The organism is Bacillus sp. SRL337, from assembly GCF_984799155.1.
This window is the reverse complement of the sequence record NZ_OZ481793.1, coordinates 1,655,773-1,678,987: the sequence shown is the minus strand read 5'-3', so window position 1 is coordinate 1,678,987 and position 23,215 is coordinate 1,655,773. Positions and strand designations below refer to the sequence as shown.

At 42.1% G+C, this 23,215-nt stretch carries 24 protein-coding genes and 1 riboswitch; all 24 genes read right to left on the bottom strand.

Annotation, left to right across the window (positions count from 1 at the left end):
- Positions 1 to 11: 11 nt before the first annotated feature.
- The 24 genes from fliF to ffh all read right to left on the bottom strand — a co-directional run bounded on the left by fliF (position 12) and on the right by ffh (position 23,205).
- On the bottom strand, positions 12 to 1,598 hold the full coding sequence (gene fliF, locus AC4E8A_RS08190) for a flagellar basal-body MS-ring/collar protein FliF (protein WP_490197899.1): 1,587 nt from the start codon (positions 1,596 to 1,598) through the stop codon (positions 12 to 14).
- Positions 1,599 to 1,651: 53 nt separating this feature from the next.
- Positions 1,652 to 1,957: a flagellar hook-basal body complex protein FliE gene (gene fliE / locus AC4E8A_RS08185; RefSeq protein WP_490197897.1), complete on the bottom strand. Its 306-nt coding sequence runs from the start codon at positions 1,955 to 1,957 to the stop codon at positions 1,652 to 1,654.
- An 11-nt stretch (positions 1,958 to 1,968) separates the two neighbouring features.
- Entirely contained in the window at positions 1,969 to 2,430 is a 462-nt protein-coding gene (gene flgC / locus AC4E8A_RS08180; RefSeq protein ID WP_490197896.1) for a flagellar basal body rod protein FlgC, read from the bottom strand.
- A 2-nt stretch (positions 2,431 to 2,432) separates the two neighbouring features.
- On the bottom strand, positions 2,433 to 2,822 hold the full coding sequence (flgB, locus tag AC4E8A_RS08175) for a flagellar basal body rod protein FlgB (protein ID WP_490197895.1): 390 nt from the start codon (positions 2,820 to 2,822) through the stop codon (positions 2,433 to 2,435).
- A gap of 434 nt (positions 2,823 to 3,256) precedes the next feature.
- A riboswitch (cyclic di-GMP riboswitch) is annotated at positions 3,257 to 3,349 on the bottom strand.
- A gap of 188 nt (positions 3,350 to 3,537) precedes the next feature.
- Positions 3,538 to 4,317, bottom strand: a complete 780-nt coding sequence (codY, locus tag AC4E8A_RS08170; protein ID WP_490197894.1) for a GTP-sensing pleiotropic transcriptional regulator CodY — start codon at positions 4,315 to 4,317, stop codon at positions 3,538 to 3,540.
- A gap of 142 nt (positions 4,318 to 4,459) precedes the next feature.
- The gene (gene hslU / locus AC4E8A_RS08165) at positions 4,460 to 5,872 is read right to left on the bottom strand and encodes an ATP-dependent protease ATPase subunit HslU (RefSeq protein WP_490197893.1); all 1,413 of its coding nucleotides are present in this window, start codon (positions 5,870 to 5,872) and stop codon (positions 4,460 to 4,462) included.
- A 50-nt stretch (positions 5,873 to 5,922) separates the two neighbouring features.
- Positions 5,923 to 6,465, bottom strand: a complete 543-nt coding sequence (gene hslV / locus AC4E8A_RS08160) for an ATP-dependent protease subunit HslV (RefSeq protein ID WP_490197892.1) — start codon at positions 6,463 to 6,465, stop codon at positions 5,923 to 5,925.
- A gap of 20 nt (positions 6,466 to 6,485) precedes the next feature.
- Positions 6,486 to 7,382 carry a tyrosine recombinase XerC gene (gene xerC / locus AC4E8A_RS08155; RefSeq protein ID WP_490197891.1) on the bottom strand — a complete coding sequence of 299 codons (897 nt, stop codon included), beginning with the start codon at positions 7,380 to 7,382 and terminating at the stop codon, positions 6,486 to 6,488.
- Between the two features lie 212 nt (positions 7,383 to 7,594).
- A complete protein-coding gene (topA, locus tag AC4E8A_RS08150; protein ID WP_490197889.1) occupies positions 7,595 to 9,670 on the bottom strand; it encodes a type I DNA topoisomerase in 2,076 nt (691 codons plus the stop codon).
- A 301-nt stretch (positions 9,671 to 9,971) separates the two neighbouring features.
- Positions 9,972 to 10,865 (bottom strand): DNA-processing protein DprA, encoded by an 894-nt coding sequence (gene dprA / locus AC4E8A_RS08145; RefSeq protein WP_490197888.1) that lies wholly within the window; start codon positions 10,863 to 10,865, stop codon positions 9,972 to 9,974.
- A 115-nt stretch (positions 10,866 to 10,980) separates the two neighbouring features.
- Positions 10,981 to 11,883, bottom strand: coding sequence for a succinate--CoA ligase subunit alpha (sucD, locus tag AC4E8A_RS08140; protein ID WP_490197887.1), 903 nt, complete (start codon positions 11,881 to 11,883; stop codon positions 10,981 to 10,983).
- Between the two features lie 16 nt (positions 11,884 to 11,899).
- A complete protein-coding gene (gene sucC, locus AC4E8A_RS08135) occupies positions 11,900 to 13,060 on the bottom strand; it encodes an ADP-forming succinate--CoA ligase subunit beta (protein ID WP_490197886.1) in 1,161 nt (386 codons plus the stop codon).
- 426 nt (positions 13,061 to 13,486) lie between these two features.
- Complete coding sequence (locus AC4E8A_RS08130) at positions 13,487 to 13,771, bottom strand: EscU/YscU/HrcU family type III secretion system export apparatus switch protein (RefSeq protein ID WP_490197884.1); 285 nt, start codon at positions 13,769 to 13,771, stop codon at positions 13,487 to 13,489.
- Positions 13,768 to 15,630, bottom strand: a complete 1,863-nt coding sequence (locus AC4E8A_RS08125; protein WP_490197883.1) for a hypothetical protein — start codon at positions 15,628 to 15,630, stop codon at positions 13,768 to 13,770. The genes AC4E8A_RS08130 and AC4E8A_RS08125 overlap by 4 nt, the downstream gene beginning before the upstream one ends.
- A 10-nt stretch (positions 15,631 to 15,640) precedes the next feature.
- Positions 15,641 to 16,417: a ribonuclease HII gene (rnhB, locus tag AC4E8A_RS08120; RefSeq protein ID WP_490197882.1), complete on the bottom strand. Its 777-nt coding sequence runs from the start codon at positions 16,415 to 16,417 to the stop codon at positions 15,641 to 15,643.
- A gap of 116 nt (positions 16,418 to 16,533) precedes the next feature.
- Entirely contained in the window at positions 16,534 to 17,397 is an 864-nt protein-coding gene (ylqF, locus tag AC4E8A_RS08115; protein ID WP_490197880.1) for a ribosome biogenesis GTPase YlqF, read from the bottom strand.
- Positions 17,398 to 17,430: 33 nt separating this feature from the next.
- Positions 17,431 to 17,982, bottom strand: coding sequence for a signal peptidase I (lepB, locus tag AC4E8A_RS08110; protein ID WP_490197878.1), 552 nt, complete (start codon positions 17,980 to 17,982; stop codon positions 17,431 to 17,433).
- 197 nt (positions 17,983 to 18,179) lie between these two features.
- On the bottom strand, positions 18,180 to 18,524 hold the full coding sequence (gene rplS / locus AC4E8A_RS08105; protein WP_421384555.1) for a 50S ribosomal protein L19: 345 nt from the start codon (positions 18,522 to 18,524) through the stop codon (positions 18,180 to 18,182).
- Positions 18,525 to 18,658: 134 nt separating this feature from the next.
- Entirely contained in the window at positions 18,659 to 19,402 is a 744-nt protein-coding gene (gene trmD / locus AC4E8A_RS08100) for a tRNA (guanosine(37)-N1)-methyltransferase TrmD (RefSeq protein ID WP_490198803.1), read from the bottom strand.
- Positions 19,402 to 19,920, bottom strand: a complete 519-nt coding sequence (rimM, locus tag AC4E8A_RS08095) for a ribosome maturation factor RimM (RefSeq protein ID WP_490197876.1) — start codon at positions 19,918 to 19,920, stop codon at positions 19,402 to 19,404. The genes trmD and rimM overlap by 1 nt, the downstream gene beginning before the upstream one ends.
- A 15-nt stretch (positions 19,921 to 19,935) precedes the next feature.
- Positions 19,936 to 20,322, bottom strand: coding sequence for a YlqD family protein (locus AC4E8A_RS08090; RefSeq protein ID WP_490197875.1), 387 nt, complete (start codon positions 20,320 to 20,322; stop codon positions 19,936 to 19,938).
- A 768-nt stretch (positions 20,323 to 21,090) separates the two neighbouring features.
- Positions 21,091 to 21,324, bottom strand: a complete 234-nt coding sequence (locus tag AC4E8A_RS08085; protein WP_490197873.1) for a KH domain-containing protein — start codon at positions 21,322 to 21,324, stop codon at positions 21,091 to 21,093.
- A gap of 11 nt (positions 21,325 to 21,335) precedes the next feature.
- Entirely contained in the window at positions 21,336 to 21,608 is a 273-nt protein-coding gene (gene rpsP / locus AC4E8A_RS08080) for a 30S ribosomal protein S16 (RefSeq protein WP_490197872.1), read from the bottom strand.
- Between the two features lie 253 nt (positions 21,609 to 21,861).
- The gene (gene ffh, locus AC4E8A_RS08075) at positions 21,862 to 23,205 is read right to left on the bottom strand and encodes a signal recognition particle protein (protein WP_490197871.1); all 1,344 of its coding nucleotides are present in this window, start codon (positions 23,203 to 23,205) and stop codon (positions 21,862 to 21,864) included.
- Positions 23,206 to 23,215 lie beyond the last annotated feature (10 nt).

Genomic DNA, 23,215 nt, shown 5'->3' with positions numbered 1-23,215 from the left:
ATGGTCCCCTCCTATTCATCAGCCAGCCAAGTCCGCAATAACTTGGCAAATTCTTCCGGTTTTTCCCTGGCCATTTTCTCCAATTGTTTTCTTCTGGCAGAGCCTTCAGTCTCTTTTTCTGTTCCGATATCAGGAATGTTGATTGGCATACTTTCTTCTGCAAATACAGATTCCTCTTCAACCACTTTCTTGTTTTTCCTTACCATCAAAATAATCAGCAGTATAATGACAGCAAGCAAGATTCCTCCTACAACATAAGTCCACCAAGGCAGGGAGGATGATGGCGTTTGGTCAAATTCCACCTTGCCGTTAAACGGCTGAACAGAAACGACAATTTTGTCTTCAATTGCTTCTGGTGTCAGTTCAGTGCCAGTTTCTTTATCAATCGAAGTTCTGATAATTGTAGATAAAATCTGAGAGATATCTTCCTGCCTGTCTTGAGGGAAAGAAGCAGGGTCTTCTGGATCAGGCGGTTCAACCATCACTTGAATACCGATGTCCCTGATTTTATAAGGACTTTCGACAATCTCTCTTCTAATTCTATTAACCTCATTATTTATCGTTTCTTCAATTCTTTCATAATCCCCATTGCCATTTTCGCCTTCTACGTACGTCCCGAGCCCATCACCACTATCTTCTGCAGCCGGCACACCACCAGCAGCTTCTCCATTGCCGGTGAAAGTCTCGGTGATTCTCTGGACACTTACAGCGATTCCTTCCATATTTTCTTCATCAACAGGCGTTACTTCGTTTACTTCCCTGTTTTCTTGGGTAAAGTCTATATCGGTAGTAACGGAGACAACCACTTTATTAAAACCAATTAACGTGCCAAGCATACTTTGAACCTGCTTTTGAATATCCTTTTCCACCCGGTTCTTAACATCCATTTGCTGGACTACACTTCCTCCAAAGGAAGAATTTTCATTTTCCAGTTCAAAATACTCAAATAATTGATTCATGATGACGATATTATCAGTAGGAAGGTTTGGAACACTTTTCGATACTAGATGGTATAAGGATTTAATCTGTTTCTGATCAAAATCAAAGCCAGGTTTTGTATTCAGGACGATTGAAGCAGATGCCTGTTCCGTGTCCTCGCTGACAAATACTCCTTTTTCAGGCAGTGTGATCATTACGTTGGCATCCTGAACACCTTCGATTCCTTTCATCAGGTTTGCAAGTTCCGTTTGCATGGCATCCAGTTTCATAACACCAAACTCATTGTCGGTCATACCGAAACCAGCATTTTGACTAAAAAAGGAATAGTCAATGCTTCCGGAATTCGGAATTCCTTCTGCTGCAAGTTCAACTTTCAATGTGTCTACCATTTCACTAGGGACCATTATCGTTGAACCGCCATCGGTGATTTCCGAAGCTATACCTCTTCCATCCAGGTTTTCTTTAATCGTTCCTGTCTCCGAGGGGGCCAGATTGCTATATAGCGGTACAAGATCTGTCCTTGTTGAAAGGAATCCTGTAATGGCAGCAGCTAAAATAACCACCAACAAAGCTGCACCATACATAGCCCTTTGTTTCTTGGTTCGTGATGACCAAAATGTATTTAATTGTTCTTTGTATTTTTTTACAGTTTCATTCATCTTAATCCCCCGGTTACTCTGTCTGATTTACGCGGCATTCATAACCGTAAAAGTTACATTGGCATTCTCATGATTTCTTGATATGCTTCGACTACTTTATTTCGGACTTCCATTGTCGTCTGAAGCGTAATACTGGCTTTTTGGGAGGCGACCATGATTTGGTGCAGGTCAACATTTTCGCCACGGACCAGCTTTTCCGTCAGCATATCGGATTCTTTCTGGCTGGCATTTACTTCTTCAATGGATTTTTTCAGGAAATCAGCGAAATTCTGCTGATTTTGTACTGGTTTAATGCTACTTTTCTCAAACGATGTACTTAATCTGTTATCTGTTGCTGAATAAATATTATGTATCGCCATAAGTATCCCCCTTATTTTCCGATTTCAAGTGATTTCATCATCATGGATTTATTAGCATTAAAGACAGTTACATTTGCTTCATATGAACGGGTAGCGGATATTAAATCAATCATCTCACGAAGCGGATCGACATTCGGAAGGCTTACATACCCATCCTGATTTGCGTCAGGATGTTCTGGATCATATACCAGATTAAAAGGAGTCTCATCGTCTTCCTTTATCTTTGAAACCTGGACACCATTACCTATGGCCCCCGAATCCTTAGTGCCCATAGCTTTATTTAGGAATGAAGAAAACCGCTCCCCATCAGGCTGAAATACCACTGATTTTCTTTGATAAGGCTGCCATTCACCATCGACCAGTTTTCCTCTTGTCGTATCTGCATTTGCCATATTGGATGAGATGACATCCATTCTTAACCTTTGTGCGGAAAGCGCAGAAGCTGATGTATTCATACCATGAAAGATTGACATTTCTACTTACCTCCCCTGATTACAGATTTCAAAGAATTAAATTTACCATTTATCCGGTCGGAAAGAGCATTGAAGTAGATTTGATTGGAAGCCATTTCTGACATTTCCTTATCAATATCAACCCCATTCCCATTGTGATTGTATTGGAACGGTTTACTTCTGACATTAAGATCGATATTTCCTCTGCCAGAAAATTCAAAATGACGGGGATTCGTTCTTTTTGCTTCGAAAGTGGAGATGGAATCATTCAACTGTTCTTTGAAACTGGTTGTCTTCGCTTTGTAATTGGGTGTATCGACATTGGCAATATTTTGAGATATCACCTTCTGTTTAGCCGAAGAATAGTTCAAACCATTTTCGAGTGATTGAATGGTGCTGGAAAACAAGCTCATTTTTTACACCTCTAACCAATATTTTGTCAAAGATTAATGGATTTTGACATTTTTTACGGAATCATAGTCTCTATTGTAATATTAAGAAAAATAGGTGTCTATGAATATCCTGTTAATTTTATTCCTACTAATTATTCATTTTTTTGAAGGACTTTTACCATATTTTCTAAGAAAATCTGTCATTCAAAGCTGTTAAAGGAAGTTTCTTCTTCTTCCAAAGGACTATCAGCCCTACTTTTTTCCAACATTTTTCTGTCTTCCTCTGCTGAAAACCGCCGCTTATGTTACAGACACATTACAATACTATAACTGGTAATGGCTCAAAAATCTTTAGGGAAAGTCTTCCAATCACATATGGAAAAATAACCCACTTAAATTCCTCATAAATATAGCGACCCCTATAGAGATCGCTCCGCAAACATGCAATGTCTCCATTAGGTAACCCGGCTGCCGATGTACAAAGAGAATTGTCTTTAGGCCCGTGGCTTTGCGTCCTCCCTTTTCAGAAAAGTTTGCCATTATCTAAGAATTGTTGTAGAAAATTGTCGGAAATAGTCTGTAATCTTATTGTACTATTTGTGATGTTAATTTCAACCCTTTCCCTTACATTACTATTAGGTCTTTATACCCCTTTTGAGGTTTTTTCACCTTTACTCCATAATATTTCTCGGAAATAAAAATGGCCGCCAATCCTTTTGGACTAGCGGCCAGTTCATTAATTTGTCTTTAATTTATCCAATTCAATCAGGAATTTATCATTTAGAACTTTGATATATGTCCCTTTCATCCCAAGTGAACGGGACTCAATGACACCAGCACTTTCAAGCTTACGAAGGGCATTCACGATGACTGATCTTGTAATTCCCACTCTGTCAGCAATCTTTGAAGCTACAAGTAATCCTTCATTTCCGTCAAGCTCTTCAAAGATATGTTCAATTGCTTCAAGCTCACTGTAAGATAGGGAGCTGATAGCCATTTGTACTACAGCTTTACTACGGGCTTCCATTTCTATCTCTTCAGATTTTTCCCTAAGGATCTCCATACCGACAACAGTAGCACCGTACTCACCAAGGATCAGGTCATCATCATCAAAGCTGTCTTCAAGGCGGGCAAGAATCAGCGTACCAAGACGTTCCCCGCCGCCGATGATCGGCACAATGGTTGTAAGGCCGCTTTGGAACAATTCTCTGTTTTCTACTGGAAATGCAGTGTATTGGCTGTCAATATCCAAGTTAGAAGAAGTTTCCTGTATATTGAAAAGGCTGTTTGTATATTCTTCAGGAAATTGACGATCTTCCAGCATTTTCTTCATTCTTTCATTCTCTATCTTCTGATTGACAGCAAATCCGAGCAGTTTTCCACGGCGGCTGACAACAAAGACATTTGCAATAATGACTGTACTCAAAGTTTCAGCCATTTCTTTAAAGTTCACAGGTTTTCCTGCTGCTTTTTGCAGCATTGCGTTGATGGTTCTTGTTTTACTTAGTAAATTCATTTCATTTCCTCCTAGTGCAACTAAATAGTTTCAAAAATTATTAAATAAGAATCGCGATTGACTGGTATAGTCCGCAATCAGGATACTGTAAATCCCTTGTAGTTTGCAATTATTTTTTACCCTCGGACGGTCGTCAGCAAACTTATAGAATGAACTGGCTCAAGTCTTTATTTTGAGAGATTGCTCCCAGCTTATCTTCTACATATGAAGGTGTGATAGTGATCTTCTCCATTGTGATTTCAGGAGCTTCAAAAGATAGATCCTCAAGCAGCTTTTCCATAATGGTATGAAGTCGGCGCGCCCCAATATTATCAGTATTCTGGTTCACTGAAAAAGCTATTTCAGCCATCTTACGAATAGCATCGTCAGAAAATTCAATTTGTATACCCTCTGTTTCTAAAAGTGCTATATATTGTTTAACTATGGCATTATCAGGCTCCACAAGAATCCTTACAAAATCCTCGACAGAAAGCTTCTTCAGCTCCACCCTGATTGGAAAGCGTCCCTGAAGCTCCGGAATCAAGTCAGAAGGCTTTGCCGTATGAAATGCCCCTGCCGCAATAAACAGCATGTAATCCGTCTTGACAGACCCGTGTTTCGTTACTACTGTAGAACCTTCCACAATCGGAAGAACATCACGCTGCACTCCTTCACGGGAAACTTCACCAGATGACTGGCTGGAGCTCTTGCTGGCGATCTTATCTATCTCATCGATGAATATGATCCCGGTCTGCTCTGCACGAACAATCCCTTCTTGTGTGACCTCATCCATATCAATCAACTTCTGTGCTTCCTCATTAATAAGGACAGGTCGTGCTTCCTTCACCTTCAGCTTTCTCTTTTTCTTCTTTTTGGGCATAAGTCCGCCAAGGGCATCCTGCATGTTCATACCCATCTGCTCCATTCCGGATCCTTGAAGCATATCAAACATGGATGCCTGCTGTTCTTCAAGTTCAACAGTGATGAACTCTTCTTCAAGTTCACCTTTTGCCAGTCTGTCTGCTATGACTTTTCGTCTCTCATTAATTGAGGTTTCTTCTTGTTTCTCATCATCATCCTGTTGTTGATTTCCTTGATTGCCGCCAAAAATCATTTCAAAAGGGTTTTTATAATTACTATTTTTCTTTTTGGCAGGGACGAGCAATTCTACCAGACGGCGGTTGGCATTCTCTTCTGCCGCTTCTTTGACATCTGCCATTTGTTCTTCTTTTACGAGTCGGACAGAAGTTTCTACCAGATCCCTTACCATTGATTCCACATCTCTGCCGACATAGCCTACTTCTGTAAACTTTGTTGCTTCTACTTTAATGAACGGCGCCCCCACAAGTTTAGCCATTCGCCTCGCTATTTCTGTTTTCCCTACTCCAGTAGGCCCCATCATAAGAATATTCTTTGGCACCACTTCTTCACGAAGGTTGTCAGCGAGCATACTCCTTCTGTATCGGTTCCTCAGCGCAATAGCAACCGCTCGCTTAGCGTCATTCTGCCCAACTATATATTGGTCCAGCCGATCGACAATCTGCCTGGGTGTTAACTGATTGGCTTGTTTTTTCAAGTGATACACTCCTTTTCCTGCGTGGTTTTCCTAACATAAAGAAAAAGACTTTACAGGTTTTCAACAATGATATTGTGATTGGTATATACACATATGTCGGCCGCTATTTCAAGTGCGGCCTTTGCAATCTGTTCGGCACTTAAGTGTTCCCCGCTATGGTGCTTCAAAGCCCTTCCGGCAGCAAGAGCATAATTCCCCCCTGAACCTATGGCGAGAATCCCATCATCTGGTTCAATAACCTCCCCGGTTCCTGAGATCAGAAGTAAATCATCAGCATTCATGACAATGAGCATAGCTTCAAGCTTGCGAAGCACTTTATCACTTCTCCACTGTTTTGCCAGTTCAACTGCAGCTCTCTGAAGATTACCATTGAACTCCTGTAATTTTCCTTCGAACATTTCAAATAAAGTAAAAGCATCAGCCACCGAACCGGCAAATCCTGCGACGACCTTCCCATTAAACAGCTTTCTGACTTTTTTCGCAGTGTGTTTCATTACCACAGCATTCCCAAATGTAACCTGTCCGTCCCCTGACATGGAACATTCGCCTTTATGCCTGACAGCGAAGATAGTTGTTGCATGGAAATTTCCCAATTGTATAACCTCCTTTTCATTTAAGCACGAGGATGGTGATTTAAATATGTTTTTCTAAGGTGATCTTTTGTAACATGCGTATAAATCTGTGTAGACGACAAATTCTCGTGTCCAAGAAGCTCCTGGACTGTACGAAGATCTGCCCCATTGTTCAGCAAATGAGTGGCAAACGTATGCCTCAGCATATGTGGATGGATCTTTCCGGTTAAAGAAGCATCTTTTATGATGGTATTCAGCACATGACGCATCCCCCGGGAAGTCAGAGGGCCTCCTTTATAATTGACGAAAACGAATTCATGCTCTTCATTCTTCATTAGCTGTCCGCGAGATATATTTATGTATTGTTCCAAAGCTTCATGTGCAAAAGTTCCGAACGGCACATATCTTTCCTTGCTGCCTTTCCCCTTTACAAGGACTGTCGACAACGAGAAATCAATATCTTTCATTCGAAGGCCTGCACATTCACTTACCCTTATCCCAGTAGCATAAAACAATTCAAACATCGCCCTGTTCCTGACTTGTATCGGCTTATCGCCTTCACAAGCTTTCAAAAGATTTTCCATTTCTTCTTCATAAAAGAATTCCGGAAGCCTCTTTTCAGATTTCGGGCTGTTCACCAGAGCAAACGGATTTTCAGCGACCATCTTCTCCCGGTTCAAGAATCGGAAGAAACTGCGTATACTCGAAATCTTTCTTGATATAGTGGCCCTTGCAAGGCGTTTCTCATGAAGGCCGGTCAAGAATAAACGTGCATCAAAATACTCGATTTCGGATAATGAACGCAGATTCTGTTCATCCATGAAACGAAAAAACTCCCTGATATCATCCTTATAAAAAGTAACGGTATACTCTGAATAGTTTTTTTCTATTTGTATATATGTAATGAAGGTATCCAGATATTGGTCTATATTTTCCAAGTTAATATCACCTCACAAAAGGCTACTAAATAGTAACACAATTTAGTAGCCCGTGCAATGGAGTTTACAAATATTTCACAAAGTTCTGAATTGTTTCTCCGACTATGCGAAAGTCTTTATTCAAGTCCATGTTCAAAGTATGAATCTTCTCCATTTAAGATACCATATTATTTTATAAAAGGAAAAAGTGAGCCTCTAAGCTCACTGTTCCTTTACTGCTGTGTCTCTTCTTTATAGTCACAATTCGAACATTGGACCTGTACACCCTTCTTGAGTTTCTTCTCAACGAGGAGGTGCTCACATTTGGGGCACTTTCTGTCAATCGGTTTGTCCCAGGAAAGGAATTCACAATTCGGATACTGGTCGCAGCCATAGAAAATCCGTTTTTTCTTGCTTTTCCTCTCAATGATATTGCCTTCCTTGCAATCTGGGCACTTCACACCAATCTCTTTAACGATCGGTTTTGTGTTTCGGCAATCAGGGAAGTTACTGCATGCCATGAATTTTCCATAGCGTCCCATCTTGAAAACCATGGGATGTCCGCAGTTTTCACAATCCTCACCAGCCGGCTCATCCTTGATTTCAACTTTCTCCATCTCTTCTTCAGCTTTTTCGAGATGCTTCTCAAAACCTTTGTAGAATTGGTCGATAATGGTTACCCATTTCTCTTTTCCATCTTCCACATAGTCAAGGTCACGTTCCATGTTTGCAGTGAACTCGACATCAATAATTTCGGGGAAGAATTCAGAAACAAGCTCTGAAACAATCTCACCGAGTTCTGTTGGAATGAACCTCTTGTTATCAAGGCTTACATAACCCCTTCTTTGGATCGTATCCAAGGTCGGTGCATATGTTGACGGGCGTCCAATCCCTAACTCTTCCAAAGTCTTTACCAATCTCGCTTCAGTATATCTAGGAGGCGGCTGGGTAAAATGCTGCTTGGGATCGATGTCTTCATAGCTTACTGCATCTCCTTCTGCCAAAGCAGGGAGCAGGTTTTCCTTCTCTTCCTTCTGATCATCAGAGCCTTCTACATAAACCTTCATAAAGCCTGGAAATTTCACTTTAGAACCGTTTGCCCGGAAATACACTTCACCGTTGACAACGTCGACACTCATTGTATCCATGACAGCCGAAGCCATTTGGCTTGCCACAAAACGCTCCCATATCAACTTATAAAGCCTTAGTTGGTCTCTGGAGAGATATTCTTTCATTGAAGATGGGTCTCTCAGGGTGGAAGTAGGCCGTACCGCTTCATGGGCATCTTGTGCTTTTTGCCCTTTTTTCTCTTTTCTGTCCTCACTTTTGGTGAATTCACTGCCATACTTTTCAGTGATATAATCAGATGCTTCTTTTTGAGCTATTTCGGAGATGCGCGTAGAATCTGTTCTCATGTAGGTGATCAAACCGACAGTTCCCTCTTTGCCAATCTCGATTCCTTCATATAACTGCTGAGCAAGCATCATTGTTTTCTTTGCCCTGAAATTAAGCTTCCTTGCTGCCTCCTGCTGTAAGGAAGAAGTTGTAAATGGTGCAGCAGGATTACGTTTTCTTTCTTTTTTGGTCACTTTCTTAACTTCAAAAGATTCACCTTTTATCTTTTTGAGAATAGTATTGACTTCTTGTTCGGTTTTCAAATCAAGCTTATTGCCATCAAGTCCATAAAAAGCCCCTTGGAAAGTACTCTTGCCTTTTTGGAATTGAGCCTGGATCGTCCAATATTCTTCTGGCGTAAATGCCTTGATTTCTTTCTCCCGATCAATGATCAGCCTTACCGCTACAGACTGCACCCTTCCGGCACTAAGGCCTTTTTTCACCTTCTTCCAAAGAAGCGGGCTGATATTATACCCGACAAGACGGTCTAGAATTCTCCTTGCCTGTTGGGCGTCAACCAAATCCATGTTGATCGGCCTCGGATGCTTAAAGGACTCCTTTATGGCGTCTTTCGTAATTTCGTTGAAGACCACCCTGCAATCAGAGTGAACATCCATATCCAGGCTATGTGCAAGGTGCCATGCGATTGCTTCCCCTTCTCTGTCGGGGTCGGCAGCCAGGTATATTCGTTTTGCCTTTTTTGCGGCTGTTTTTAATTCCTTCAAGACAGGTCCTTTCCCACGGATGGTGATATACTTTGGATTGAAATTATCCTCGACATCAACACCCATTTGGCTCTTGGGCAAATCCCGCACATGCCCCATTGAAGCCCGGACCTTATATTTTTTTCCTAAATATCGTTCGATTGTTTTAGCCTTTGCAGGCGACTCCACAATCACTAAGTAATCTGACATTAAATTGCCTCCTTAAAGAGGGAAATCATTTTATTTGGAATTCATACTTTATATTCGTTAATTAAAGAGCCTAGGAAACGTTTCCATTCACTCAAATGAAAGTAACTGCTGCGTTGTAATATATCTGTTGCAAAATGTATAACAGATTGAGAATAATTGCAACCTTTTTATACATTTTATACATATAAACATCATTATTTCAAAAAATCAGCTGTATAGACAGTCTGTTTTTCCCTTTAATTTACATTTTATACATGTTGACGTCTCACCTTTTTGAGCAAAAGAATTGTGTACTATCATATTACTGTTTTCTGAAGGAACTATACCCAAATTCAGAAATTATATCTGCAGAACATAAGACCAACTTAGCTCCTTGCTGGATTAAGAGGTTGCTTCCCTCAGATAATGGAGAGTCAAGCCTTCCGGGCAGTGCAAACACATCTCTTCCTTCGTTCAGGCTTATTTCTGCCGTTATCAGCGAACCGCTTTTCCTGCTGGCTTGTGTGACAATGACCGCCTGGCTCAATCCGCTGATAATCCGGTTCCTCATGGGGAAGTGCCAGCGCTGTGGTTTAGTATCTGGGGAATATTCAGAAATGATAAGATGTTCGCTCATCATACGTTCAGCCAATTTCCTGTTTGTCGCTGGATAAATATTTTTCAGTCCCCCGCCGATCACCCCAATTGTGCTTCCGTTTAAGTCAATCGTCATACGATGGGCAAGTCCATCTGCTCCTGCAGCTAGCCCGCTGACAGTCACGAAACCTCCCTCTACGAGTTCAGGAAGAATCGCTTTTAAACCAGCATGAGTATACTCATCTGCTTTGCGTGAACCAACGATGGCAATTTTTCTCTCACTCGCAAGCAGCTCTTTTCTCCCTGCATAAAACAGAACCCAGGGCGGGTCGTATATATTCCTTAATAAATGAGGATAGTCTTTATCCAATACTGTTACAAAACCGATTTTTTCTTCTTTATATTGTTCTCTTTTCTGAAAAGGATCAAAAGAATGAAACTGATGATAAAATCTGTGGACTCTATCGGTTGGAATAGGGAGGATAGCGCTTAGCTCTTTCGGAGTTAGATGCAGGATTTCTTGAGGACTGGCAGTGTGCTTCATAAGCAGGGAGATTGACTTCCAGCCTATACTGTCGCAGTGCTGGAGTGTAAAAAGGATATTTCTGATTGAGTTCATTATTACCTCCTGAAATCATTAATTTTTATCAATTTTTTTAAAAAGCTGTTTTCATCAATTGGAAAAAAGGACTGAATATGAATGGCCACATTCATATTCAGTCCAGTTTCTTCTATTAATGAGTTTTACATTTATCGTAGATACCTTGGTCTTTCAAGACCTTAATTAGCGTATCGCCCATATCGGAAGGTGTAGGCGCTACTTCAATCCCGCATTCGTTCATTACACGGATCTTTTCATCTGCTGTACCCTTCCCGCCGGAAATGATGGCACCAGCGTGGCCCATGCGTTTTCCTGGAGGGGCAGTCCGGCCGCCGATGAAGCCTACAACCGGCTTCGTCATGTTGGCTTTAACCCATTCTGCTGCTTCTTCTTCAGCTGTTCCGCCGATTTCACCGATCATGATGACAGCATAAGTGTCTTCATCTTCATTAAATGCTTTCAATACATCGATGAAATCCGTACCATTGACAGGGTCACCGCCGATACCTACAGCTGTGGACTGGCCGATGCCTTCCTGGGAAAGCTGATGAACCGCTTCATACGTTAAGGTACCGGATCGGGATACAACCCCAACATGGCCTTTAGTATGGATATATCCAGGCATGATGCCGATCTTGCACTCATCTGGAGTGATGACGCCAGGACAGTTAGGACCTACCAGACGAGTCTTCTTCCCTTCCATGTAACGTTTTACCTTAACCATATCAAGGACCGGGATATGCTCTGTAATACAGATTGCAAGATCCAATTCAGCATCTACAGCTTCCAGGATCGCATCCGCAGCGAATGGAGCAGGGACATAGATAACTGAAGCATTTGCACCAGTTTCTCCCTTTGCTTCCTCGACTGTATTGTATACAGGAACCCCTTCAACTTCAGTTCCGCCTTTTCCTGGTGTAACACCAGCAACGATCTGCGTACCGTATTCAAGCATTTGCTTTGTATGGAAAAGAGCAGTCGAACCAGTAATACCTTGAACAATAACTTTTGTATCTTTATTAATAAATACGCTCATTAGTCCTCCGCCTTTCTTATCCTACTTGCTCAACAATTTTTTGTGCACCGTCCGCCATAGATTCAGCGGAAATGATATTCAAACCTGACTCATTCAGGATATTCTTCCCTAGATCGACATTCGTTCCTTCAAGACGAACTACCAATGGAACTTTAAGTTCAACTTGTTTAGCCGCTTCTACAACACCCTCAGCAATAATGTCGCACTTCATGATTCCGCCAAAGATGTTTACGAAGATCCCTTTAACATTTTCATCTGAAAGGATGATTTTGAATGCTTCCGTTACTTTCTCTGCTGTTGCTCCGCCCCCAACATCAAGGAAGTTGGCAGGATCGCCGCCATAATGCTTAACGATATCCATTGTAGCCATCGCAAGGCCAGCGCCGTTAACCATACAGCCGATGTTTCCATCCAATGAGATATAGCTCAGGTCATACTTTGAAGCTTCAATTTCCTTTTCATCTTCTTCTTCAAGGTCGCGAAGCTCAAGAACGTTTTTCTGGCGGTATAAAGCGTTGGAATCAAAGTTGAACTTTGCGTCCAAAGCCATTACATTTCCGTCACCAGTTACCACAAGAGGATTAATTTCCACGATGGAAGCATCCTTTTGGATATAGACGTTATAAAGACCCAGCATGAACTTAGCGGCTTTATTGACTAGCTCCTTCGGAATATTGATGTTAAATGCAATACGGCGTGCCTGGAATCCAGTCAAGCCGACAACAGGATCAATATACTCCTTGAAGATTTTCTCAGGAGTTTCTGCGGCCACTTCCTCGATTTCTGTACCGCCTTCTTCCGATGCCATCAAAACAACCTGGGAAGTTGCACGGTCAAGGACAAGACCTACATAGTATTCTTTTTTGATGTCACAGCCTTCTTCGATAAGTAAGCGCTTTACCTCTTTACCTTCCGGGCCTGTCTGGTGAGTCACCAGTGTTTTCCCCAGCAGATCTTCTGCATATGTACGTACTTCATCAAGACTCTTTGCGATTTTAACTCCACCGGCTTTACCGCGGCCGCCTGCATGGATTTGTGCTTTGACTACATATACACTTGAATCCAGCGTTTTTGCCGCTTCTACTGCTTCGTCCGGAGTAAAAGCCACTTTACCGTTAGGTACAGCTACCCCATTATTTCTGAGGATTTCTTTACCTTGATATTCATGGATATTCATTTTCCATCCTCCTATCAAACTCTTTCAAAAATAGACTGCGCTTTCATTGTATAAAATGAAAGATTATATGTCTACCAATATGCAAAAAATATTATATTAATTTAAAAATTCAGAAATGATACTAAGTCAAAAACTAATGATTTTCAGCGTTTGTTTTCGAAAATGTTATCTTGGAAAAATAAAATTGAAGTCAGGAAACGAGAGGGAAAGGCAGATTTTGAGTACGTTTGTCCGTATTTGCTATATATATATCCTATTTGGTTATTCTAATTAAGGACCACAGTTCCTTACCCTTTTCCCTAGTCCGGCATTTTTCGGATGGAAAACGCCCCTTATTCCACCTCAGGTTACTTGTTCTCATATTGACTACTGTAAAGGATAAGACTATAGAACACCCCAAAAAAGCTGGAGATTCCCGATGAATCTTCAGCCTTTTTTAGCTTCCTTATCCACTCTGTACAGAAAGGCAAACACTTCAGCTACTGCCTGGTACAGCTCTTCAGGGATTGATTCGTTAATATCCAGGTTACCAAGCAGTTCAACGAGATTACGATCTTCCTGGATCGGTATATCGTTTTCTCTGGCTTTTTCGAGAATAGTATCAGCGATTAATCCCTTTCCTTTGGCGATTACTTTAGGTGCCTGCTGTTTTTCTGCTTCATACTGGAGGGCAATTGCCTGCTTTCTTATATTTTCTTGTTCTTTCCTCATATTTGCAGATCAACTCCGGAATATGATACTTCCCCGGCCAGCTCCCGGTATACTTCTTTTGAAGAAACCGTTTTACCTGGACTTTTAAAATTGATGGAAGAAACTTTATAATCCAATCTTTCAAGCCCTTCCTTCATCACAGCTGAAAAGGGTGCTGCCAGTTCTTTTAATTTCTGTGTATCATTATATATAGTTAAGGTGATGATCCTGTGCTGCACGCTCATATCGACTATCACGTCTTTTATGTTTTCCAATTCCAGATAAAACAACACCCGGCAAAATTCCGGGTCGACTTGCCCATTCTCCGTCTTTCTGCCTGACCACTGCATCATTACTTCGGTATTTTGATTCAGCCATGTTAACGGAAATTGATAGATTACCTGCTGAAGCGGCCCGTTTTCCCCGGAGAGGATGGAAGGTCCATTCAACTTATAAAGGAGGTTTTCAACCGATTCTTTTGCACCGCCCTCCAGTCCATCCTTCAAGAGTGCAATCAATGAAGGTTTTAGAGAATCGTATAGGGTACGATCTTGGGGATGGCTCGCTGCAATCTTTGCCTCTTGATTCAATCCCAGTCTTGATATAAGGTCTTTTATAATATCAGGAAGGGCCTCTTTATGCAGTCGAGGCACATTGCCTTCGTCACTGACTGCCAATTGCTGCAGAAGCTTCATAGAAGGTTGCTTAGGTTCTGCAGTTTGCTGAAGCTGCTGTAACTTCAGTGAAAATCCGGATATCAATTCCTTTTCCCTACTTGTATGCACACCAAATAAAAGATTGAACCTTTCCCTTCCACTTAATGGCTGCATTAAACCTTTTTGTGCAAAGAGTCCATCTCCCTCTGCAAGTATCGTCATGGCCGTTTTCAAGAGTTCCTCCTGACTAATGATTTTCCCCGTCTCCACTCCCTTTAAAACGGATTGGACATCCTTAATAATAGTGCGAGCCGTTTCATCCTGTGATTGACTTCCTTCCACCAATTCCAGCAAGGTTATCAATTTATCCTTTATTTGAAAAAGGGAAGGGCTGCTGTTCAAAAACCGGGCTGCCGGCCCGTTATTCATCAATTCCTTTGCAGACAATGAATTTAAACCTGCTACCTTGCTGTCTTCCGGAATAAGCGCCATTGATTGCAGGAGCTTTAATGCTGTAGACCTTTGTATATTTTCAGTTTCCGGGTCCATCATCATGTCAGCGGAGCGGATTGCAGCTTTTTGAAAAAGATTACTATTTTCACTTTCTTGGATACCTCTTATTATTCCGAGAACTTTTTCATAAGCCATGGACTTATGGCCGCTAGTCTTCATTTTTGTTTCCAGATCGGTAAACATTGTTGACAAGGAGTCCATATTTTTTCCATGGAGATAAGAAAGAAATAATGGCTTGGATACCTGAAAGCCGCTTTCCTTTATTGTCATGAATATTTCAAGCGCTGCTTGTTTGTCCTTTGTGGCTGCCAACAATTCACTTATCACACCCAATTCTGCTCTGTTGAAGGGCAATGAGTTCTTCATCAGGAGAGATAAAACCTCTTTGATGTTCCCTGCTTTAGTGAGCTGCAATTCACTTAATACCCTGTCAGTCAGAGGAAATTCAGCTTCTGATGCTAAGCCAGGAACCACTCTTAATTTAAGCTGCCCTTCCTTCCCTGCCTCTGCATGGAACAAATAATTCTTTCCTGCAGCCAGGGGGGCTTCCAATTTTGCGATGATTTTCCGGTCGTTATAATTTACTTCAGCCATCCCTTCAGGAAGCAGTTTATTCACTCTCGCAAAAATCATTTGACCGTCCATTAATCTGGTTGGAGCAGACATTTTCGGCGGAGTCGAAGCGGACAGCTGAATACCTCTTCCAAGCATATAAACACCTCTATCTCGACATAAGCTCCTTTACAGGTGCAAAGGACCTTCGATGGATGGGAGATGGGCCAAGCTCCTTCAATCCTTCCAAATGCTCTTTTGTCCCATATCCCATATTACTTTCAAAGCCATACCCCCTGTACTGCCGGGAATACTCATGCATCATCCTGTCTCTTGTCACCTTTGCGACAATGGAAGCTGCTGCGATTGAAATGCTGCGTGCATCCCCTTTGATCAGGGACATCTCCGGATAGGGTGTCCCGAGTTCCATGGCATCAATAAGCAAATGCTCAGGATTCATCTTTAAATCATCCAAAGCCGCAGCCATTGCTTTTTTGGAAGCCTGATAGATATTCAGTTCATCAATTTCCCGGGGTGAGATGATACCTGTTCCCCATGCTATCGCTTCTTTAGTAATATAGGTATAGAATTCTTCCCTCTGCTTCTCTGAAAGCTTTTTTGAATCGTTGATGCCAAGCAGGCAGAAATCCGAAGGCAGTACCACCGCAGCCGCTACAACCGGCCCGGCCAGCGGCCCTCTTCCCACCTCATCGATGCCGGCAATCTGTTCGTACCCCTGAAGCTTTAGATCCTTTTCAAAGAAGCTCATGCGTTCAAATTCCTTTAGTAAAGCCCTTTGGTTGTCCTTATTACTGTACCATCTGGATACTAGCTTCTGGATTCCTTTTCTTTCATCCTTTACAAAAGCTTGAAATCGCTCGTCTTCTTCACTTGAAATTTCTTTTATCATTTTTTCAGCTTCTGCAACTGTATATTTATTCGGCATAATCGCTCTCCTGTTTGCTATGTATAGAATATTCCTTTTTTATATCGTCTAAAGATGAAAAAAATAAACAAGCTGATCCAATTAGGGAAAATCCACCCATGGAATCAGCTTAAGTTCTATTCTTCTTCACTATTATGGCCCGGAATATCAAACGTTAGTTTACCAAGCCGCTCACTTCTGATATCACGGACAATCAAGTCTGACGTTTTGTCATAATCAACCCCGCCACCGGATACAAGACAGCCCCTCTGGGTTCCGATCTTATCAAACACTTCGACAATTTCTTCCGGGAATATATCAATTCCGTACCTGTCTTCAAGGCGTTTAGGATACTGGTTTTCTAAAAACCTTAAACCATAAACTGCGATATCCTGCAGATTCAGTATGGTGTCTTTGATTGCACCGGTCAATGCCAGCTTATAGCCCACTTCTTCGTCTTCAAACTTTGGCCATAGGATACCCGGAGTATCGAGCAATTCCATTTCCTTGCCGACTTTGATCCATTGCTGGGCTTTTGTAACACCTGGAGTATTTCCGGTTTTCGCAATGTTTTTCTTGGCAAGCCTGTTGATTAACGTCGATTTGCCAACATTGGGAATCCCGACGATCATAGCCCTGATCGCTCTCGGCTTCATCCCTTTGGCTCTCATTCTGTCAAACTTTTCACTGAGTATCTGTTTTGAAGCTTTAACGATGTCGCCAAGCCCCGTTCCACCTTGTGCATTGACTGCCAATGCCTTGATCCCTTGTTTAGCAAAATAGTCGATCCATTGATCAGTCAATACTTTATCTGCCATGTCCGCCTTATTTAAAAGAACGAGTCTCGGTTTCTGCTGAACAACCTCGTCTATCATCGGGTTTCTTGAGGAAATCGGGATACGCGCGTCTACCAGTTCAATAATGATATCGACAAGTTTAAGCTTTTCCGTTACCTGCCTTCTTGCCTTGGCCATATGGCCGGGAAACCATTGAATGGTCATATTTTCACCTCCAAAGAAAACTTTTTCCTGCTTCTACTTAATAACTTCTATGTCTTTGATCGGCCAGTATATGACATTGGTACTGCCTATAACTTCCTCGACACTCACTACGCCTATATGACGGCTGTCCTTGCTGAATCTCCGGTTATCCCCCATTACAAACAAGGTGCCTTCAGGGACTTTTTCCTGTCCGATTTTCTCTTCAAGTGTGAAATCTTCCGTCAAAAGGCCGTCATTGACCTGTTCCTTATATTCTTCCAAATAAGGTTCGTCATATGCCTTGCCATTAATGTAGAGGACATCATTTTCATATTCGATGATATCCCCGGGAAGCCCGATTACACGCTTGATGTAGTCCTTCTGCTCCGGGGCATGAAAAACAATGATATCAAACCTGTCAGGCTGACCCATGCTATAGCTTAATTTGTTGACAATCATCCTGTCTCCATTATGTAAGGTCGGCATCATCGATAGCCCATCCACAACTATCGGAGTAAATAAAAAGTATCGGATTAGTGCAGCAAGTCCAACCGCTATCAATAATGCTTTACTCCATTCCCATAGTTCATTCTTCTGCTTGGCCAACAGGTTCCCCTCCTGTGTCTCAATTTTCCCCTATTTATTATTCTACAAAAAATAGACACGGCTTACATCAGATATACCCAAAAACAGGATATATGATGCACTTATTATGAAGCCATGATTACAAAAGCCTCAAAGGATTGATTTTGTGTGCAAACTGAAAAAGGAGCTTGTTTCCAAGCTCCTTTTTCGTCTCTACATTATCGAATTTCTTTGATACGAGCAGCTTTACCGCGCAGATTACGCAAGTAGTAAAGTTTCGCACGGCGTACTTTACCGCGGCGAATAACTTCAAGCTTCGCAATTTTTGGTGTGTGTACAGGGAATGTACGCTCAACACCAACACCATAAGAAATTTTACGAACTGTGAACGTTTCACTGATTCCGCCACCGCGACGGCTGATTACTACACCTTCAAATACCTGGATACGCTCGCGAGTACCCTCAACAATGTTAACGTGTACGCGAACTGTATCACCAGGACGGAATGATGGTAAATCAGAGCGAAGTTGTTCTTTTGTAATTTCTTCGATTAATTTGTGCATCTATTTCATCTCCTTCCACCAGATGCTCTTACAAAAACGATTTATTGCAGCGGAACACCCTAATCGATGACCGGTCAGAAAATATCTGATCAAGTCACAAATGTAATAATAACACACAGAGAATCATGAATCAACTAGTTTCTATCATTTTTCCATACTTCCAGCCATTTTTTCTGGCGTTCGTTCAGCTCTTTATCTTCAAGTAAATCCGGCCTTCTATCAAAAGTCCTTCTCAAAGACTCCCTTTCCCTCCACTCTTCAATGAGCTTATGGTTCCCTGATATCAATTCAGCCGGAACCTTCATGCCCCTGAAATCAGCGGGCCTTGTGTAATGGGGATGTTCAAGGAATCCTGAAGAAAAAGAATCCAAAACAGGTGAATCTTCATTGCCAAGGACTCCCGGCAGAAGACGGACGACACTGTCAATAATAACCATCGCGCCGAGCTCCCCGCCTGTCAGGACAAAATCTCCTATGGAAATCTCATCTGTCACGATATTCTCCCTGATCCTCTCATCATAGCCTTCGTAATGCCCGCATACAAAGATCAAGTGTTCCTCTTCAGAAAGCTCTTCCGCTTTGATTTGGCTATAGCGTTCCCCTTGTGGGCATAAGAGGATGACACGCGGCTTTCTATGCGGCTCTTCCATGCTTGACAAGGATTCTACAGCATCAAAGATGGGCTGCGGTTTAAGAACCATTCCAGCCCCTCCGCCATAAGGGTAATCATCTACTTGTCCATGTTTATTATCCGCAAAATCACGGAAATTGACGACATTGTATTGCACAACACCTTTTTCTTGTCCTTTTTTTAAAATGGATTCACCTAAAACACCGTTGAACATGGAGGGAAACAGGGAAAGCACATCGATTTTCATCATGATAAGAGTCCTTCCATAGGCTCAATGACAATCATCTTTTTTTCCACATCGATTTCCTTCACAATCTCATCTATAAACGGAATCAATATTTCTTTTCCTTTAGCTCCTTTTATTACCCACACATCATTCGCTCCGGGAGTCAGGATTTCTTTTACAGGACCGATTTCCTCACCGTCTGCCGTTTTAACAAAACAGCCTATGATTTCATGGAAGTAATATTCGCCCTCATCCAGATCACCAAGCTGCGTTTCATTGACTTTAAGAAGTCCATTTTTTAATGGTTCAACTTCACTGATGTCATTATACCCTTGGAATGTCAGTAAATCGAAATTCTTGTGCTTGCGGTGGGTTTCAACTGCCAATTCCAGCGGCTCCCCCCCTTTTTCCGAAAACAGGTAAAGTTTGCTCCCAGCCTGATACCTTTCCTCAGGAAAGTCCGTCCTCGAAATGACTCTGACTTCTCCTCTGACACCATGAGTATTTACAATCTTGCCAACGTTAAACCACTTCTCCATCTATATCACCTCTACCTAACGTATTTCGCTAATATAACCGTCTTTTATGACTATCGTCCGTGAGGAGTTCTTTTCTTCCCAATTATCCCCCACTTCCACATCGACAATCCCTTGAACCTCTTTATCTTTCAACTCACTTCCAATAGGCAGGATGTTTAGCTGGTCAATTTGAAAGTCTGTGAGCTTAATTTTTTCCATTCTTAATTCTATTTCTTTTTCAAAATGGGATTTCAGGTTCTGAGAGGAGTATTTTTTTGTCTTTTCCATCTTCTTTAATTCAAATCTCAGTTGTTCACATTCTTTTTGAAGCTGGAGCTTTTTTCCTTCATACTTTTCAAGCAGAGCTTTTTTGCTCGTTTCGGTCAAAACCTGGTTAACTGTGACATTCTGGAGTATCTTCATTTTTCCGCCTCCTATGAATGTTGCTTTTTCATGACTTGGTTTTTAATCAAAAGCCCGTATTCTTCTTGGTTTAATGAGTATGTTGATTTCCGTTTCGGTATATGACTCCGCAGGGCGGACCGCGAGCCTTCCCAACAGCGCTTCCGGGGTCTTCTATCAAAAAGCGGAAGCCTCCGTTCAGCGACGGGCGTATTGGCGCTCCCGCATGAGATAAAGGGAACGGATTGAGTTGGTATTGACTAATCGCAAGGAGGCGTCAGGAAGTCCGCTACGCTAGCAGCTAAGCCATGCAGCTGGGATTCATAAGGAGGGCCAGCTATCCGCTGGCTGCTCGAGTCAGACGAGTTTCTCTGCTCCCGCAGGAAGTTTCACTGCACCTTGCTTCCACTCCAATCAACGATAGGATCAAAACCATGACCTCAAGAATTCCCTGGGGTGAGGGATAGCCCAGGATAATGTTCCCTTATGAAACCAGCCCGCTGATCAAATATTCTATATAACAACCTATCCAACTAACAGCCTGATAAGAAAGTGCAGTACATATCTCTATAAACAGTGTTCATGCCATCAGAAACAGTTCATGCATCATAATCTGCCTATAAAAAATAAAATTGACCAGACCCAGCGATGTATATTAAACACCCGCATTCCAGCTGGCATTATAAAATGGTATGTAAAAAGGGAGGTGTTTTCTCCTCCCTTTGCTAACTATCTTATGTTGTGGATGTTAGTGGGCCATTTAGGCATCACTTCTGTCCACTCTTGTTGTTATTCTGCGATTTCAAGAAAGACTCTCTTTTGTTCATGTGATCCTGCCGCTGCATAAACCACTGTTCGAATCGACTTTGCGACCCGCCCTTGCTTGCCGATCACTTTGCCCATGTCTTCGGGATGAAGCATAAGTTTATAAGTGATGGATTCATCCTTTTCCTCAACATGTATCTCTACATCTTCAGGTCGGTCCACAAGGGGAGCCACAATCGTTAAGATCAAATCTTTCATTTGTTCCACAATTATTTGCTGTTTTTAGCGTTGTGGAATTTTTCCATGATACCTTGTTTAGAGAAAAGGTTGCGAACTGTGTCAGATGGTTTAGCACCATTTTGCATCCATTTAAGAGCTAGCTCTTCATTGATATCAACTACAGCTGGTTGAGCAACTGGGTTGTATGTTCCAACTGTTTCAATTTGACGTCCATCACGTGGTGAACGAGAATCTGCTACTACAATACGATAGAAAGGAGACTTTTTAGCTCCCATACGTTTTAAACGAATTTTTACTGCCATGTTTAAAGCACCTCCGAATAGTTTTACACAAGTAGATATATTATCAGTGTGTATTTTGTTTGTAAAGTGTTTTTTCTTAACAGTTGAATTTTCTTTTGAATTTTTGCTTGTTCACTTTGGATAAATTGGTTTCCAGTGCAGCATGCACGACTTTTGCAGGGCAGATGTGCCCCGTTTATCCCGAAGGTGACGCACACCCGTCCGTGAATGAATCCCAAAGTGAAAAGATATAATTAACTGCTAAAACTAAATTTTACATAAACGGTAATTTAAAGCCTTTCTTCTTTCCTTTGGCTTGCATTCCGCTCATTTGTTTCATCATTTTTTTCATGTCTTCGAATTGCTTCAGCAAGCGGTTGACTTCCTGAATATTCCTTCCGCTTCCTCTCGCGATTCGTTTTTTCCTGCTGGCATTGATGGTTTCCGGATGCTGCTTCTCTTCTTTGGTCATGGATTGAATGATCGCTTCGACATGACTAAGTTGTTTTTCATCCACTTGAAGCTTATCCAGGCCTTTCATTTTGTTCGCTCCAGGCATCATCTTGATCAATTCATCAAGAGGTCCCATCTGCTTAACTTGTCCCAGCTGTTCAAGGAAATCCTCAAAGGTAAAGGACATGGTCCTCATTTTCTTTTCAAGTTCCTTGGCTTTATCCTCATCAACATTTGCTTGAGCCTTTTCAATCAATGAGAGAACATCACCCATCCCCAGAATACGGGAAGCCATTCGCTCAGGATGGAACGGCTCGAGTGCATCAAGCTTTTCACCCATCCCGACAAACTTAATCGGTTTTTCCGTAACAGATCTGATGGAAAGAGCAGCTCCACCACGGGTATCTCCGTCGAGTTTCGTGAGGACTACTCCGGATATCCCCAATGATTCGTTAAAACTTTGGGCAACATTGACTGCATCCTGCCCGGTCATTGCATCGACAACAAGGAAAATTTCGTCAGGGTTCGCAAGCTCCTTGATATCCTCCAATTCACCCATCAGCTTTTCATCAATGTGAAGGCGTCCGGCTGTATCTATCAGAACATAATCATGGTGCTCTTCCTTCGCTTTCTCGATTGCCTGCTTCGCAATTTCCACAGGACTCACCTGATCTCCCAAAGAGAATACAGGCATGCTCAATTGCTTTCCAAGTGTTTCCAGCTGTTTGATCGCTGCAGGACGGTAAATATCTGCCGCCACCAGCAATGGTTTGCGGTTATATTTCTTTCTCAGAAGATTGGCTAGCTTACCAGTAGTCGTGGTTTTACCCGCCCCCTGAAGACCAACCATCATAATGACGGTTGGCGGGCGCTTGGCAACGGCGATTTGGCTTTGCTCTCCACCCATTAGTTCAGTAAGTTCTTCTTTAACGACTTTGATAACCTGTTGCCCAGGTGTCAGGCTCTGCATGACTTCCTGTCCGACAGCCCGCTCACTTACCTTCTTAACGAAAGTTTTTACTACTTTGAAATTTACGTCTGCTTCAAGCAAGGCAAGACGGACTTCACGCATCATTTCTTTTACATCCGCTTCATTGACTTTCCCTTTTCCGCGGATTTTCTGAATCGTGCCTTGCAGTCGGTCGGCTAATCCTTCAAATGCCATAAGTGCCGCC

Excerpts from the sequence above, each read along its gene's own strand:
- trmD (WP_490198803.1), bottom strand. The coding sequence starts at position 19,402 with ATGAAAATCGATGTGCTTTCCCTGTTTCCCTCCATGTTCAACGGTGTT.
- topA (WP_490197889.1), bottom strand. The coding sequence starts at position 9,670 with ATGTCAGATTACTTAGTGATTGTGGAGTCGCCTGCAAAGGCTAAAACA.
- AC4E8A_RS08125 (WP_490197883.1), bottom strand. The coding sequence starts at position 15,630 with ATGCTTGGAAGAGGTATTCAGCTGTCCGCTTCGACTCCGCCGAAAATG.
- rnhB (WP_490197882.1), bottom strand. The coding sequence starts at position 16,417 with ATGCCGAATAAATATACAGTTGCAGAAGCTGAAAAAATGATAAAAGAA.
- AC4E8A_RS08085 (WP_490197873.1), bottom strand. The coding sequence starts at position 21,324 with ATGAAAGATTTGATCTTAACGATTGTGGCTCCCCTTGTGGACCGACCT.
- AC4E8A_RS08130 (WP_490197884.1), bottom strand. The coding sequence starts at position 13,771 with ATGAGGAAAGAACAAGAAAATATAAGAAAGCAGGCAATTGCCCTCCAG.
- codY (WP_490197894.1), bottom strand. The coding sequence starts at position 4,317 with ATGAATTTACTAAGTAAAACAAGAACCATCAACGCAATGCTGCAAAAA.
- ylqF (WP_490197880.1), bottom strand. The coding sequence starts at position 17,397 with ATGACCATTCAATGGTTTCCCGGCCATATGGCCAAGGCAAGAAGGCAG.
- fliF (WP_490197899.1), bottom strand. The coding sequence starts at position 1,598 with ATGAATGAAACTGTAAAAAAATACAAAGAACAATTAAATACATTTTGG.
- AC4E8A_RS08090 (WP_490197875.1), bottom strand. The coding sequence starts at position 20,322 with ATGAAGATACTCCAGAATGTCACAGTTAACCAGGTTTTGACCGAAACG.
- ffh (WP_490197871.1), bottom strand. The coding sequence starts at position 23,205 with ATGGCATTTGAAGGATTAGCCGACCGACTGCAAGGCACGATTCAGAAA.
- rimM (WP_490197876.1), bottom strand. The coding sequence starts at position 19,920 with ATGGAGAAGTGGTTTAACGTTGGCAAGATTGTAAATACTCATGGTGTC.
- rpsP (WP_490197872.1), bottom strand. The coding sequence starts at position 21,608 with ATGGCAGTAAAAATTCGTTTAAAACGTATGGGAGCTAAAAAGTCTCCT.
- sucC (WP_490197886.1), bottom strand. The coding sequence starts at position 13,060 with ATGAATATCCATGAATATCAAGGTAAAGAAATCCTCAGAAATAATGGG.
- flgB (WP_490197895.1), bottom strand. The coding sequence starts at position 2,822 with ATGAGCTTGTTTTCCAGCACCATTCAATCACTCGAAAATGGTTTGAAC.
- sucD (WP_490197887.1), bottom strand. The coding sequence starts at position 11,883 with ATGAGCGTATTTATTAATAAAGATACAAAAGTTATTGTTCAAGGTATT.
- rplS (WP_421384555.1), bottom strand. The coding sequence starts at position 18,524 with ATGCACAAATTAATCGAAGAAATTACAAAAGAACAACTTCGCTCTGAT.
- dprA (WP_490197888.1), bottom strand. The coding sequence starts at position 10,865 with ATGAACTCAATCAGAAATATCCTTTTTACACTCCAGCACTGCGACAGT.
- fliE (WP_490197897.1), bottom strand. The coding sequence starts at position 1,957 with ATGGCGATACATAATATTTATTCAGCAACAGATAACAGATTAAGTACA.
- flgC (WP_490197896.1), bottom strand. The coding sequence starts at position 2,430 with ATGTCAATCTTTCATGGTATGAATACATCAGCTTCTGCGCTTTCCGCA.